The following is a 14,145-nucleotide window of genomic DNA, read 5'->3' on the forward strand; positions in this document are numbered from 1 at the left end:
GACCCCACGAGCACAACATTTTCCGACCCATTTCAGCACTTCACAACCACTCTCCGACAACCAGTTTCTTTCACAATCCATCTCTCGAACATCGTCGTTTTTTATTGCGAAATGTAAGCGCTCTATTTGCGAATCAGTCTCCATGATCATACTGCTTGTTTGCCGATTCAGATGAATCATACGCGAATTAGACAGGGGGAGTAATGATGGAAATGGATGCAAAGCTGCAGGGAAGACCGAAGACGTATTTTCTGCAGGAGGCGATTGAAAGAGGGTTCAGCGCCATCGCGAACCGGCTGGATAGAGAACAGAATTACCGGCCGTATTTTCTGCTTCGCCTTAAGCCGCAGCCGCAGCTGGAGCATCATATCTGGGACCTAGGCGATATGTGCAGCCGGTTCACGGATGCGTACTTGCTGGGCCGTCCGGTGACGGGATCAGCAGCGTTCAAGGAGGAAGAAGAAGCACTTCGCGCCATGCTGGACACATGCGATCCGTTCTTGAATCCGTTCATGGCAGGCAGAATGCTGCTCGCCTATGTCGATCTGTATCTGGATTCGCCAAGCACTGAGCGCAGGGAAGCGGTCGAGAAGCTTGCAGCCTCGATCCGCGACAATGTGCAGCACGAAGAAGACTACAGCTATTGGTTCAAAAATGCCGACGGCTGGAACACGATGGAGCATGCGGTGTTCGGCGATTTCAACGGCTATCCGACATTCCCGCTCGGCGGCATCATGCTGGCTCTTGCGCGTTTCACGGAGAGTGCCGAAGCACCGGATTGCGAGGATTTGCTCGACCGGATGTGCCGATTCGTGCTGAATGTAAGCGGCACGTTCGAAGCTGACGGCCGCTATCAAGGGCATACGCACTCGGGCGGCATTCTGACGGCAGCGGTAGCAATCATGCGCCGTGCGCTGCGGAAGAACGATACCGCAATCATAGATCAGATGAAGAACGTATTCGATTGGACGCTTCGGTTCTCCAGCAAATGGGGCTGGGTGCCGGACGGAGTCGGTCCGGACGATGCTTCCTGCGAATCGTGCACCATTACAGATGCGATTCACCTTGGCTTGCTTATTGCGCGCCATATTGATGAAAGCTACTACGCGATTCTGGAGCGGTTCGCACGCAACCAACTGCTCGAGAACCAATTCGTACATACCGATCCGATGCTGCCTCAAGGCGAATTCCCCGAGAAGCCAATCTTCGAGCGTGCCCTCTATGGCAGCTGGGCGTCCTGGTCGAAGCCGGGGTCGCTCGACAATTGCATCGAGAGCGTCGAAGGCTGCTGCTTGGGCGCAGGTATTCGCGCCTGCTATCTGCTCTGGGACGACATCGTGACGAAGCGTGATGGCGTCGTTAGCGTGAACATGGCGCTGAGCCGCAACAGCCAGTGGGTGGAGGTCGTCAGCTATCAGCCATACGAAGGCAAGCTGGAGCTGCATGTTCACGAGGCCGCCGAAGCGCTCCGCGTTCGGATGCCGGATTGGGTCGTCCGCGAAGACGCGGTGTTGACCGTTGACGGTGAAGCGAGACCGATTGTAACCGATGAGACCGCAAATGGTTACATCCGACTCGAAGGCTTGCAAGCAGGACAGCTCGTGCAGCTGCTGTACCCGCTCACGACCGTGGAAGCGATCGAGCGCGTATCCGGCCGAGATTACAAGGTTCGCTGGCGCGGCGATACCGTGCTGTCGGTGACGCCATCCGGTCAGATTTATCCGCTCTACCAGCGGAAATGGATGGAGCAGGATAGCGCGCCGATGACGCAGGGCATTCCTTATGCGGAGCAGCGCGGGGGGAATGTGCATTGGTAGAGCCGATTCTGGAGCTAGGCAATGATCATGTGCTCATTGAATATGACTGCTCACTTGGCACATTCGATGTGAAGGACGTGGCTGCGGGAGCTTTTGTCATGGGCGGTGTGCATTCGGGATTTACTGAAGCTGGCAGCGACGGTGGCGGAATTGCATGGGCGACAGGCTCGGACACGTACATCTCATCCGAGCTGGACGACGCCACTATGTCGCTCCGAATCAAGCACCTTGTAAAGCCAGGCATTACGCTGACGCAGCATTTCACGCTTGGCGAAGCGAGCGAAGACGGCTATCTGCTGCTTCAGCTAACAGTGGAGAACGAGAGCGTCGAGCCGCTGCGAATCGAGGAGCTGCGCAGCATGCAGCTCGGCGAACAAGGCTACCTGCAGATCGGCAGCGATCCGATGCGCTGTCTTGTCTACACGGATCCGTATTACAAAATTCCGGCTGCCGTCCGGGAAGTATTCGACGGCTTCGACAGCCGGATGTTTCATAAAGCGCATTCCCAAGGGATTCAGTACTTGGAACGCGATTACGAGACGCCGTGGCATTCCACCTTCGACGGCGTGATCAAGGACCCGCTCACCGGTTACGGCGCGGTGTTCGGCTACACGACCTGCCGCAGGTTCCTTCCGCAGATCGCGTTCACCTACAACAAGGAGATCGATCGCGACGTATTCCGCGATTTCACGCTACTAACGCGCTGCGAAGGGCGCGGCTGCGAACCCGGCGAGACGCTAGAAGCCGAGACGTGCTACCTCTATCTCGGCTACGACATTGAACGCGCGCAGGAGCAGTACGCGGATCTCATCGCAAGCAGCATGGGCGCGGTGAAGCTGGATCGCCCCGTCTCCGGCTGGTGCTCCTGGCATTACGCTTTCTTCCAGGTGACGGAGGACGACGTCGAGCGCAACCTGCGCTTCGCAGCGGAGCATCCGGAGGTGTTCACGCCGGAACCCGGCGGCTTCGAGTACATTCTGATCGACTATGGCTGGCAGCAGACAATAGGGTCGCCAGCAGTGAATAAAGAACAGTTCCCGCGAGGCATGAAGCGGATGGCGGATATGATCCGCGAGGCAGGCTTCCGGCCCGGCATATGGATCGCGCCGTTCTGGATCGAGGCGGACGCGGAGATAGTCACGACGCATCCGGAGTACCTGCTGCATCACGCAGATGGCAGCCTCGCGCTCGGCCCGCGAACATTCAAACATCCGTATGCATACCGGCTCGACCTGTCGCATCCGGGTGCACAGCAATACGTGCTAGACCAGCTCACGCAGCTGATTCATGAATGGGGCTATGCGCTCATTAAGATGGATTTTCTCGAAGTGGCCACGGTGAGCCTGACGGAGAACAGGTCGCAGTTCCGCTACCACTCCGATGATCGCACGAGCATCGAGATTCTTCGCGACATGTGCAAGAAGATGCAGGCGCTCGCGGATGCCGCGAATAACGACATTTGGCTGTCGCCATGCGGCAGTCCGGTGATGGCGCTGTGCGGTATTTTCAAGACCAACTTCGTCGCAGAGGATGCGATTATCCGGTTCATCCCGGATCGGATCCACATGCATGGCGGGGTCAAAGCTTTCGCGCAGACGCTCGCGCTGCGCCGTTATTATCAGGACCGAATCTGGACCAATAACTACGAATCGGTCATTCTCCGAGCCCGAGACCATACAAGGAAGCACGCATTAACGTCACCTCTGCAGGGCTGGCCGGCGGCGTCATGTTCAATGGCGACGAGCTTCCGGCGCTGACGCAGGATCGACTCGACCTTCTCGCCAAGATGCTGCCGCTCTACCCGAAGCAAGCGAGACCGCTCGATCTGTACGAGTCGAACTTCTCATCGAAGTGGCTGCTGCGAGTGGACACCAGCTTCGATACATGGTGGGTTGCCGCCCTGTTCAACTGGGAAGAGGAAGCGCGCAGCTTCAGCATTCGCTTCGATAGCGACGGTCTGAAGCCGGATCGCCGCTACCGTATCTATGATTTCTGGAACCAGCGGCCGCTTGGCATCGCCAGAGGCAGCATCACCATTCCGGGCGTTGCGTCGCATGATTGCAAAGTCATTGCCATTCGGGAGAACCGGCCGCATCCGTGGCTGTTATCTACAGATTATCATTTGACGCAAGGGGGAGTAGAACTCGGTCAATTGAGTTGGGACGAGGAGAGCTTGACGCTGTCAGGCGTGTTCATAGGCCGAAGAGCAGGGAATGCCGTATTGACGTTCACTGTGCCGGAGACTTATGCAATACGCGCAATCGATTGCCCCGGAGCAGCGCACCAAGTTACAGAAGAAGGCGTGCGGCTCGAGCTGACGGGGCTTGGCGGGGAAGACAGAAGCTTCAAACTGATGTTTGCATGAACCTATCACTCATATTCAGGGGGAATAACGTGTGAGAATCCGTCAAAATGTAGGCATTTTGCTAACTGCAGCTTTAACGGTAGGTTTGGTCGGATGCGGCGGCAACGGCAACAACGGCGGCAATACGTCTAACAATGCATCGAATTCAGCAAATTCATCTAGCTCTAACTCCAGCTCCAATTCATCAAACAGCTCAAACAGCTCCAATACAAGCTCTAATTCGAACTCGTCCAACACCTCTTCGAACACATCCAGCGGGGAAATCGGCACTGTCGATAACTTGAAAATCACCGCGTTCAACTGGGGCTGGGATAACGCAGACCCGGCGAAGGACGTCGTCCTGCCGGAGCTGACGAAGCGCCTCGGCATGAAGAACCTGACGTATGACGTCATCAAGACTGGCGGCTACGACGACGTTGTCCAGAAGCTGCAGCTGTGGGCTTCCACGGGCGGCTCCGACTGGCCGGATATCGTCACGACCGGCTCCGACTCCAGGACGAAGCTGATTCTGAACAACCTCGGCGAAACGGGCAAGCTTGAAGATTTGACGCCTTGGCTCGAGAAATATCCGAACGTGAAGAAGGCCGTCGAGAAGCTGCTTCCGTTCACGTCCGACCCGCATGACGGCAAGATCTACAGCATCGCGCAAAACTTCTCCAACATGCAGGCGTACGCCATCGACCAACCGACGATCTGGATTCGCAAGGATTGGCTCGACAAGCTGAACCTGCCGCTGCCGAAGACGGTGGACGATCTGTACAACGATCTGAAGGCGTTCAAGGAGCAGATCAAGGATGTTAACGGTCAGCCGGTCATTCCATATGCGGCATTCGGAGAAAACTTCCGCAATATGATCAAGCTGTTCTTCCCGCCGGACCAGAACGACGGCACGGGCGTATGGTACACCGACGCAGACGGCAAGCCGGCTCGCTCCGACGTCAGCCAGCCGGAGAACCTGATCCGCGCGCTTACGTTCTATAACAAGCTGTATAACGAAGGCTTGATCGAGAAAGAAGCGTTCACGCTGAAGCAAGGCCAGATCGACGAGAAAGGCAACCAAGGACGTTACGGTGCCGTGCACGGCGCGTACTGGGAGCAAGCGAATCCGTTCACGGACAGCATCAAGAAGACGGATCCGAAGGCAGAATTCGTAGGCGTTCAGCTGTACGATCCATCGATCGCCTCCGGACCAAGCCTGCCGAAGTTCAGACTGGAGGCATGGAGCCTCTGGGCGGTGAAAGCCGGCTTGCCGAAGGAAGAAGTGAATACGTTCTTCAAGACGCTGGACTACGTTCTCTCCGAGGAAGGCACGATCCTGACGAAGTACGGTCTCGAAGGTCAGCAGTGGGAGCGCAACGCGGGCGGCAAGATTGTCGATACGAAGGCGTTCTTCGATGAAACACAAGGCGACTGGAACAAACGCGCGCACTTCGGTATCGACGTGTACTCCTTCATTCCTAACTATGACGCGCTCATCAAGAACCAAGCTCCATCCGGCTATGAGCTGCGCCAAGATATGATCGAGACGTGGCAGAACCTCGGCTCCAAGTTCCCGACCGAGTACGTGACAGATCCGCAGCGTTACGTTGAGCCGGGCGATGCGGAGAACAAAGCGACAGTCGGTCAAAGCGAGCGCTATAAGCAAATGGTGGCGAAGGCCGTTACTGCGAAGAACCCGGACGACATCAAGAAGCTCGTCCTGGATTGGGGCAAGAACGTCAAAGCGCTAGGCTATGACAAAATCGTTGCAGAGCGCGAGGAATCAGCGAAGTCGATCCATCTGGAGAACTTGAAGTAACAGTAACCGTTATAGTTTCCGCAGCAATAGTGGTTGACGAGGGAGAGTGCCGGCGCAATAAGGCGCTCTCCTCAAATCATTCCTTGGCATGAAGGAGGGGCACCTACCGATGACGACGCTCGCAGAAGCCCAGACAAGCAGCGTAACGAATACGAAGCCGACGCTCGCGAGGCGCATCATGCGCAAAGTTTGGGAGCAGCGCTGGCTGTACATTTTCACCATCCCGGGCATTATCTTCTTCCTCTTGTTCTCGTACTACCCGATGGTCGGTATCGTTATCGCCTTCCAGGACTACAATCCGGTCAAAGGCTATTCCGGCAGCGAATTCGTCGGCCTCGAGAATTTCAAGACGATCTTCAACCTGCCTGACTTCACGAATGCGCTTCGCAATACGGTCATTATCAGCGGACTCAAGCTTCTGATCGGCTTCCCGGCTACCATTCTGTTCGCGCTTCTCATTAACGAGATTCATCAGACGGTATTCAAGCGGGTCGTGCAGACGATCAGCTACTTGCCGTACTTCATCTCTTGGGTTATCGCTGCAGGATTGTGGTACAAGATGCTGTCCCCGGATGGCGGACTGATCAACGAGATGCTGACGCGCATCGGCATCCTGAACGAGCCGTTCTACTTCATGGGCAGCACGCAGGCTTTCCTGCCGATCGTCATCTTCACCGAACTATGGAAAAATATCGGCTTCAACGCCATTATCTATTTGGCCGCGCTGTCGGGCATCGATCCGCATCTGTACGAGGTGTCCAGCATTGACGGGGCTAGCCGGATTCGCCAAATTTGGCATATTGCGCTGCCGGGCATCCGCGGCACGATGGTGCTGCTGTTCATTCTGAGTGCATCGGGCCTGATGAGCGCGGGCTTCGACCAGCTGTGGACGATGGGCAACCTGCAGGTGCAGGAGGTTGGGCAAATTCTCGATACGCTTATTCTCAGCTATCTGCGCAACTCGGGCGGTTTCATGGGTCTCTCGCTCGGCGCGACGATGGGCGTGTTCCAAGCGACGGTCGGACTGATTCTGTTCCTCGTCTGCAACTTTGTAGCCAAGTTAATCAAGCAAGAGTCACTCATATAGGAGAGGAGCATCGGCATGCAGAGATCTCGGGGAGAACGTTGGTTCAACGTCGTCAATATGCTGTTCATGCTCGTCTTTGCCTTCCTATGCATGTATCCGTTTATTTATATCCTGGCGATCTCTTTCAACGACGCGATGGATGCGCAGAAGGGCGGCATTTATATTTGGCCCCGCATGTTCAGCATGAAGAACTACAGTGTCATCTTCAGCGATCAAAATATTTTCCTCGCCTACGGGGTCACCATCGGACGGGTTGTCGTCGGCGTCATTACGCAGGTGCTGCTCGTGGCGATGTTTGCGTACGTGCTTACGAAGAAGAACTTCCCGCTGCGCAGGTTTCTGAACTGGTGGATCGTCATCCCGATGTTCCTGAGCGGCGGCCTCATCCCGTTCTATATCACGCTGCAGCAGCTGCATCTGCTCAACAGCTTCTGGACGTACATCATTCCGGGTTTGTACGGCGCATTCAACATCATGCTCGTGCGCACGTTCATGAGCGAGCTGCCGGAAGCGCTGGAGGAGTCGGCGAAGATGGACGGCGCGTCGGATGCGCGAATCTTCTTCAGCATTATTTTCCCGCTGTCGAAGCCGGTGCTGGCGACCATTGCGCTGTTCGTCGGCGTCAGCCATTGGAATGACTGGTTTACAGGGTTCACATTCATCTCGAACACGAAGCTGTGGACGGCGCAGAACCTGCTGCTCTTCCTCATTCAGTCCAACGAGGCATCCAATCTTGCAGTGCTCAGCAAAATGCATCAAGGCGCGGTGACCGTTACGGCGGAATCGATCAAGATGGCGATGCTGATCGTGACGACAGCGCCGATTCTTTGCATATATCCGTTCTTGCAGAAGTATTTTGTCAAAGGCATCATGCTAGGTTCATTGAAAGGATGATCGTGCGATGGTGGAACACGGCAAGCTTGGGAAGACAGGCAATTTAGGCAAGGCGGTTGATTATCGGGAATTGGCCGCACTTGCGATTAATCATTACGAGCAGATGCTCGATCCGGACTATCACTATTTGCCGTATTTCTTCGCGAAGATCGGCAGCGACGAGTCGTTCGCATGGCATAGCGAATGGGATTTCGGCGATGCTGTTGGACGGTTTCTGGATGCCTCGATCCTGTGCGGCGAGATCATCGGCAAGCGTATTGGCCGTGAGGCAGAGGAGCATATGAAGGAGGCGCTCCGCTGGATGCAGAGCGATTCCGACGGGCTGTTCTACCGGATGAGCAACGAGTGGGGAGTGCCAGCGGGAGCGAATATGTTCGACCAGCGGAGCGTCTTTCTTGGGCTGCTCAGCTGGCATAAGTTCGATCAGGATGTAGAGGCGCTGGTGCGAATGGAGCGCATGCTGAAAGGGATGCGGGCGATTGCGGTGGAGCGGGACGATTACATCTGCTATCCGTTTGAGACGTATGTGCCGGGGATGAAGGTGCCGGAGCAGATCTATACGGAACATGGTTTTATCGTCGAGCCGACCCATTACGGGGGCGGTGTGTTCATCCTGCCGTTGGCGATCTACTACGAACGCACAGGCGATCCTCTAGCCGAGGAAATGCTGGAGAAGCTCACGAATTTCGTCGTGTACCACTCGAAGGTTTTTGCTGAGGACGGCAGCTTCTGGTCGCAGGGGCGCTACCCGGATGACGGTCATTTCCATTCGAAAATGGGCGCAGTTGCGGGCATCCTCCGCTATGCGAATTTGAAGCAGGAGCGCACGCTGATCGACTGGTGCCAGAAGGTGTACAACTGGGCTTGCTCGATGGGCAGTACATACGGCTGGTTTCCGGAAGGTACCGGCTTGAACGGCGAAGAGCCTGTCGATGAGAAGTATCGCTGGCTGCCGGGCGTCATTCAGCACAGCGAGACATGCTGTACGACGGATATGATTCATGCCGCGATCTATCTCGCGAAGAACGGCAATGCGGCATGCTGGGACGATGCCGATCGGTTCGCCAATACGCTCGTCGCTTCGCAGGTGCGGGATATTTCATGGGCGAAGACGGTGACGGACAAGGAAGATACGAAGACGAGAACGTATCGCGATGTGCCTGAGCGGTACCGCGGCGGGTTTACGGGCCGCATGAATCCGAACGACTTCTCGAACGCTGGCAAAGTCGATACGATGGCTTGCTGCTGCGCGGCGGGCGGGCGCGGCTTGCACCTCGTATGGGATAATGCGACGACATGGGAAGGGGACCGTCTGTACGTCAACATTTGGCTGAACAAGACGAGCGAGGACGTGCGGATGGAGTATGGTGTACCGGAGGAAGGCGTGCTCTGCGTGACGCCGCTGCGTGCCGGGGATATTTGGATTAGGCTGCCTGGGTGGTTGACCGCCGATGAAGTGAAATGCCGTGCGCCACGCGGACTTGCGGCATCGGTGAAGGAGAATTATCTCGTCGTGCAGGGGCTTAGCGCTGGCGAAACCGTGGCGCTTACGTTCGCGCCGAAGCTCGTTTGGCGGAACGAGTCTGTTGCTGGCAAGCCATACGAGGGCGCATGGATCGGCAATCGCCTGTTCGATGTGAAGCCGCATGGCGTGATGCCGATGTATAAAGCGCTCGTGATCGAGCCGGAGGAGGAACTGTAAACGATGGGCCTGACGTTGGAGGAACAAGTCGCGCAATTTGAGCGCGATGGTTATTTGGTCGTGAAACAAGCGTTGAGCAAGGAGCAGGTCGCGCATCTGGTCGAGCGCGTCATCGCCATTTCCGAAGGGTTCACGACGCGGGAAATTCCGGACATTATCGACCGGGATGAGGCGTTCGTTCCGCTGCTCGTGCATCCGCCTGTCTGGGGCGTGATGCGCGCGCTGATGGGACCGAAGCTGCAGATGGAGAGCGTCAATGCGACGCGGATCAAGCCAGGCAAAGGGATGCCGGTCGGCTGGCATATGGATTCGCATGTGTATCCGGAGCCGCTGCCGCCATATTGGTACTTCCCGGTTTCGATCAACTGCGCGTATTATCTCGATGACATTACGCAGGAGAAAGGTCCCCTGGTCGTAGTGCCTGGCTCACATCGGAGCGGGAAAAATCCGCCTGAAGGCCTCGATCACATCGAAGGCCAAGTGGAGGTGCTTGTGGACGCGGGCGACGCGGTTATTTTCCATGGCGCGCTGTGGCATGCGGCACTGCCGAATGTGCATCCGACCGAGGAGCGGCGAGCGTTGTACTACAACCACCTGCAGTCGTTCTGCAAGCATCGCGTCGACAATTTCAAGGGCGAGCGGTCCCGCGAGCTTCGCGAGAGCGGTCCGTTCTACATCCAGCAGCTGCTCGGCAAATTCGACGGCTGGCATGACATCCCTGCAGATGCAGAAGAGCAACTAGCGAACCTGTAAGAGGTTCGAAGCGAGGAGCTGTCGCATGCATGGCACAATTGCAAATTAGAGACGTACGCGTCATTCTGACCGCGCCGGACGGCGTCAATCTGGTCATTGTGAAAATCGAAACGAATGAGCCTGGTCTCTACGGCCTTGGCTGTGCAACGTTCACGCAGCGCCACTTGGCTGTGGCGACTGCGGTGGAGCAGTACTTGAAGCCGTTCCTGATTGGCAAAGACCCGCGCCGGATCGAGGATATCTGGCAGACGGCGATGGTAAGCGGCTATTGGCGCAACGGGCCGATATTGAACAACGCCGTCTCCGGCGTCGATATGGCGCTGTGGGACATTAAGGGCAAAATGTCTAACCAGCCTGGGTATGAGCTGCTCGGCGGCAAAGTGCGCGAGGCGGCGGCGATCTACCGCCATGCGGATGGTCGCGATCCGCAAGAGGTCGAAGATAATGTGCGCGCCTTCATGGAGCAAGGCTGCCGCTATGTCCGCTGCCAGCTTGGCGGCTACGGCGGCCAGGGGCATAAGCTGCATCAGCCGGACCATGTGCTGCCCGGCGCTTATTTCGATCCGGACGCTTACGTCCGCAGCGTACCTCGTATGTTCGACCATCTGCGCGACAAGCTCGGCTTCGAGGTCGAATTGCTGCACGATATCCACGAGCGGATCGTGCCGATTGAAGCGGTTCGGCTGGCGAAACAGCTCGAGGAGCACCGGCTGTTCTTCCTCGAGGACGCGCTGCCGCCGGAGCAGCTGGACTGGTTCCGCCACATCCGCGGGCAATGCGCGACGCCGCTTGCGATGGGCGAGCTGTTCGTCCATTCCGCGGAATGGATGCCGCTGGTGACCGAGCGGCTGATCGATTTCATCCGCTGCCATATTAGTGCCATCGGCGGACTGACGCCTGCGGAGAAGCTCGGCACCGTCTGCGAAGCGTTCGGCATACGCACCGCATGGCATGGCCCGCCGGACCTATCGCCGGTCGGTCAGGCTGCGAACATTCACCTTGACCTGACGAGCCCGAACTTCGGCGTGCAGGAGTGGAGCTCGTACTCGGAGCGGATGCACGACGTATTCCCGGGCAGCCCGACGATTCGCTACGGCTATGCGTATGTGAACGACAAGCCGGGGTTAGGTGTGGACATCGATGAGCAGAAGGCAGCGCTGTATCCGTGCCATGATGTGCTGCCGGCGTGGACGCTGTCGCGGATTCCGGACGGCTCGCCGGCACGGCCATAAAAGAGCGGGTGAAAGTCGTCGTCCGAAGTCGTTTGTAGTAGACGCGGGCTGCCAGGTCGATCGAGAGTCGGGTAATCCAACTCTCGAAGCCGAGCGCGCCGGAATCCGCGCTGCCGGAGAGATCGAGAGTAGGGAAATCCGACTCTCAGCGGCAAAAAGCCGCCAATTCAGGCCTGAGAGTCGCGTAATCCGACTCTCGATCCACAAACCGACGAGCAAACCGTCCAAGTCGTCATGTGAGAGAGGGTTCCCCTCTCTCAGCTCGATTTCCGCCGATTCTCCATGCTGAGAGTGGCTTTTCCCGCTCTCAGGCCACAGAGCGACGTCAACCGTCTCTTTTGCCGATAACTATTCCGGTTATTTCCTCCGCAAACAGGGCATACCAAGTGTAAAGTTCTAGCGGTATGTGGAGGCGAGGAAATTGACTTACAGAATTGGCATTTTCAATACGGAGAACGAAGCGATTGAGGCCGTGCAGGCGCTCGAGAATGCTGGCTTTACGCAGCATGAGCTGAAGATAATTACGAAGGATCGGGACCACTCGAGACGCATCGAGAGGGAGACGAATGTGCACGCCGATGAGATGACTGATCTCATGCTGACTCGTGCTGCTGCCGACGACCATGATAATAACGATCTTGGCGTTGCTGCGCCTGTTCCGGTCAGCGGCCTCAATATGGGCGTATTCGGCGGGGTGGCGTTCCCAAGCATCGGCATATGGACGGCGGCAGCTGCCGCTTATGACAGCGACAGCACGATTGAAAGCGCCTTGGTCGACATCGGCCTTGACGCTGGCGATGCCTCGGCATGCCGCGATGCGCTTGCTCGCGGAGCGATTCTCATTGCCGCGGATATGGGCGATAATCAGCTCGCCGACGGACCGGATTTGTCGGTTGGCGGCACGGCGGAAGCGGTATTCCGGGACAACGGCGCTGCGCGGATTTTGTAGGATTTTGCAGCGATATAAGGAAATGGTCATGTCGAATGGCGGCGAACCGTCTGATTCGATGTGACCTTTTTTATGGACCGAGCTGAAAATTAGGTCATTTACAACTTGCAAATCACTCTGCTATGCTAGTGAAAACTGTCGCCTCAGACAGATCAAGCCAGAAGGGTGAGCGATCATGAAACCGGTTACTGTTTATGACATTGCCAGAGAAGCCAACGTCTCCGTTGCCACGGTATCCCGCGTTCTGAACAACACGGCACCTGTGAAAGCTTCGACGCGCGAGAAAATCATGGGACTCATCAATAAACATCAGTTTCAACCGAATGCGCTTGCGAGAAGCCTGATCAAGAAGGAGACCGGGATGATCGGCATTATTTTGCCTGACATTACGAATCCGTTCTTTCCTGAGGTGTTGGCTGGCCTTGAGCAGGAAGCGCGCAACAACGGCTACACGTTCTTCCTCTGCGACACCGGCTCGCACAATCAGGACTCGAAGGCGCAGTATAGCCGGGAATCGCAATATTTGCGCATTTTGGCGGAGAAGCAGGTCGACGGGATCATTATGATCGGCGGCCGCATTGACCTTGCAAAGTGCAGCAGAGAAATGGCCAAGGAAGTGCAGGAAGTGAACAACCGTCTGCCTGTTGTGCTTATTAACGGCAACCTGCCAGGGGGTAAATTTCATCGCGTCATGACGGACCAGACGATCGGCGCCATGCAAGTTACCGATCACCTCATCGAGCTCGGACATACCGATATTGCGTTTATTGGCGGCTACAACCAGATGTCGAACACCGTGCAGCGTTTGTCCGGATTTCGAAGCGCGATGGAGCAGGCAGGCATTGCCATGCGCGAAGATTGGATTATAACGGGCGGTTTCAAGGTGCATACCGGAAAAGCGCTCATGAGCGAGCTGTTCAGCAGGGATGGACGCAAGCCGACTGCGGTTGTTTGCGCCAATGATCTGGTTGCGATCGGCGCTATTAAATATGCGGTTACCGCAGGTCTCAGCATCCCCGGCGACATCTCGATCACGGGCTTTGACGATATTCCGCTTGCTGAAAGCATGATTCCGGAGCTGACAACACTTTCGCTCCGATGCCTTGAGCTTGGTCGAACAGCTGCGAGCATAATGCACCAGCTTATTACGCGCAATAATCAAGTTAGCGAGCTCACGACTTTGCAGCCGAAGCTTATGATTCGCGAGACCACTGCACCGCCTGCCAATCGTTGATTGGAAAATAAAGGGCAAAAAATTTTTAAAAATCATCCTTGACAGCGCTATCATTTTGCGGGTAAACTTCAAATCAAGATGACCCTTGCCCATGAGGGTTTCATTTTAACCCAATGATGAAATGGGTTTCATAACATGCATAACGGCAGCACAATAAGCTAATGCTCCTGTGTTGTTCATACGGAAATACACTTGTAAGAACGGTACCTGTGACGTTTACGAACATCGCTTAAACCCGCAAAAACAAAGTGTATTTTTATTTTCGAGGTGAATGAAACGGGTTTCATAAAAACAAGCTGCACACCTGGGGGAGG

General features: G+C 56.1%; 11 protein-coding genes. All 11 read left to right on the top strand.

The window, feature by feature from the left end; all coding sequences use genetic code 11:
- The first annotated feature begins 206 nt into the window (after positions 1 to 206).
- On the top strand, positions 207 to 1,817 hold the full coding sequence (locus A8990_RS26680) for a hypothetical protein (RefSeq protein WP_116192077.1): 1,611 nt from the start codon (positions 207 to 209) through the stop codon (positions 1,815 to 1,817).
- Positions 1,811 to 3,574, top strand: coding sequence for a glycoside hydrolase family 36 protein (locus tag A8990_RS26685; protein WP_116192078.1), 1,764 nt, complete (start codon positions 1,811 to 1,813; stop codon positions 3,572 to 3,574). Before A8990_RS26680 ends, A8990_RS26685 begins: the two co-directional genes overlap by 7 nt.
- Entirely contained in the window at positions 3,544 to 4,182 is a 639-nt protein-coding gene (locus A8990_RS26690; RefSeq protein WP_116192079.1) for a hypothetical protein, read from the top strand. The genes A8990_RS26685 and A8990_RS26690 overlap by 31 nt, the downstream gene beginning before the upstream one ends.
- Positions 4,183 to 4,213: 31 nt before the next feature.
- Positions 4,214 to 5,980: a type 2 periplasmic-binding domain-containing protein gene (locus tag A8990_RS26700; protein ID WP_147306877.1), complete on the top strand. Its 1,767-nt coding sequence runs from the start codon at positions 4,214 to 4,216 to the stop codon at positions 5,978 to 5,980.
- A gap of 109 nt (positions 5,981 to 6,089) precedes the next feature.
- Positions 6,090 to 7,067, top strand: coding sequence for an ABC transporter permease (locus tag A8990_RS26705; protein ID WP_181909794.1), 978 nt, complete (start codon positions 6,090 to 6,092; stop codon positions 7,065 to 7,067).
- 15 nt (positions 7,068 to 7,082) lie between these two features.
- On the top strand, positions 7,083 to 7,961 hold the full coding sequence (locus A8990_RS26710) for a carbohydrate ABC transporter permease (RefSeq protein ID WP_116192083.1): 879 nt from the start codon (positions 7,083 to 7,085) through the stop codon (positions 7,959 to 7,961).
- Positions 7,962 to 7,968: 7 nt separating this feature from the next.
- On the top strand, positions 7,969 to 9,663 hold the full coding sequence (locus tag A8990_RS26715; protein ID WP_116192084.1) for a hypothetical protein: 1,695 nt from the start codon (positions 7,969 to 7,971) through the stop codon (positions 9,661 to 9,663).
- Between the two features lie 3 nt (positions 9,664 to 9,666).
- Positions 9,667 to 10,416 carry a phytanoyl-CoA dioxygenase family protein gene (locus tag A8990_RS26720; protein ID WP_116192085.1) on the top strand — a complete coding sequence of 250 codons (750 nt, stop codon included), beginning with the start codon at positions 9,667 to 9,669 and terminating at the stop codon, positions 10,414 to 10,416.
- A gap of 29 nt (positions 10,417 to 10,445) precedes the next feature.
- Positions 10,446 to 11,648, top strand: a complete 1,203-nt coding sequence (locus tag A8990_RS26725) for an enolase C-terminal domain-like protein (protein WP_116192086.1) — start codon at positions 10,446 to 10,448, stop codon at positions 11,646 to 11,648.
- Positions 11,649 to 12,069: 421 nt separating this feature from the next.
- Positions 12,070 to 12,597, top strand: a complete 528-nt coding sequence (locus A8990_RS26730; protein ID WP_181909795.1) for a general stress protein — start codon at positions 12,070 to 12,072, stop codon at positions 12,595 to 12,597.
- A 175-nt stretch (positions 12,598 to 12,772) separates the two neighbouring features.
- A complete protein-coding gene (locus A8990_RS26735; protein WP_116192088.1) occupies positions 12,773 to 13,831 on the top strand; it encodes a LacI family DNA-binding transcriptional regulator in 1,059 nt (352 codons plus the stop codon).
- Positions 13,832 to 14,145 lie beyond the last annotated feature (314 nt).

Origin of the sequence: Paenibacillus taihuensis (genome assembly GCF_003386535.1) — a bacterium.
GTDB classification, from domain to species: domain Bacteria; phylum Bacillota; class Bacilli; order Paenibacillales; family Paenibacillaceae; genus Paenibacillus_Z; species Paenibacillus_Z taihuensis.

Excerpts from the sequence above, each read along its gene's own strand:
- A8990_RS26715 (WP_116192084.1), top strand. The coding sequence starts at position 7,969 with ATGGTGGAACACGGCAAGCTTGGGAAGACAGGCAATTTAGGCAAGGCG.
- A8990_RS26710 (WP_116192083.1), top strand. The coding sequence starts at position 7,083 with ATGCAGAGATCTCGGGGAGAACGTTGGTTCAACGTCGTCAATATGCTG.
- A8990_RS26720 (WP_116192085.1), top strand. The coding sequence starts at position 9,667 with ATGGGCCTGACGTTGGAGGAACAAGTCGCGCAATTTGAGCGCGATGGT.
- A8990_RS26680 (WP_116192077.1), top strand. The coding sequence starts at position 207 with ATGGAAATGGATGCAAAGCTGCAGGGAAGACCGAAGACGTATTTTCTG.
- A8990_RS26735 (WP_116192088.1), top strand. The coding sequence starts at position 12,773 with ATGAAACCGGTTACTGTTTATGACATTGCCAGAGAAGCCAACGTCTCC.
- A8990_RS26725 (WP_116192086.1), top strand. The coding sequence starts at position 10,446 with ATGGCACAATTGCAAATTAGAGACGTACGCGTCATTCTGACCGCGCCG.
- A8990_RS26705 (WP_181909794.1), top strand. The coding sequence starts at position 6,090 with ATGACGACGCTCGCAGAAGCCCAGACAAGCAGCGTAACGAATACGAAG.
- A8990_RS26690 (WP_116192079.1), top strand. The coding sequence starts at position 3,544 with ATGTTCAATGGCGACGAGCTTCCGGCGCTGACGCAGGATCGACTCGAC.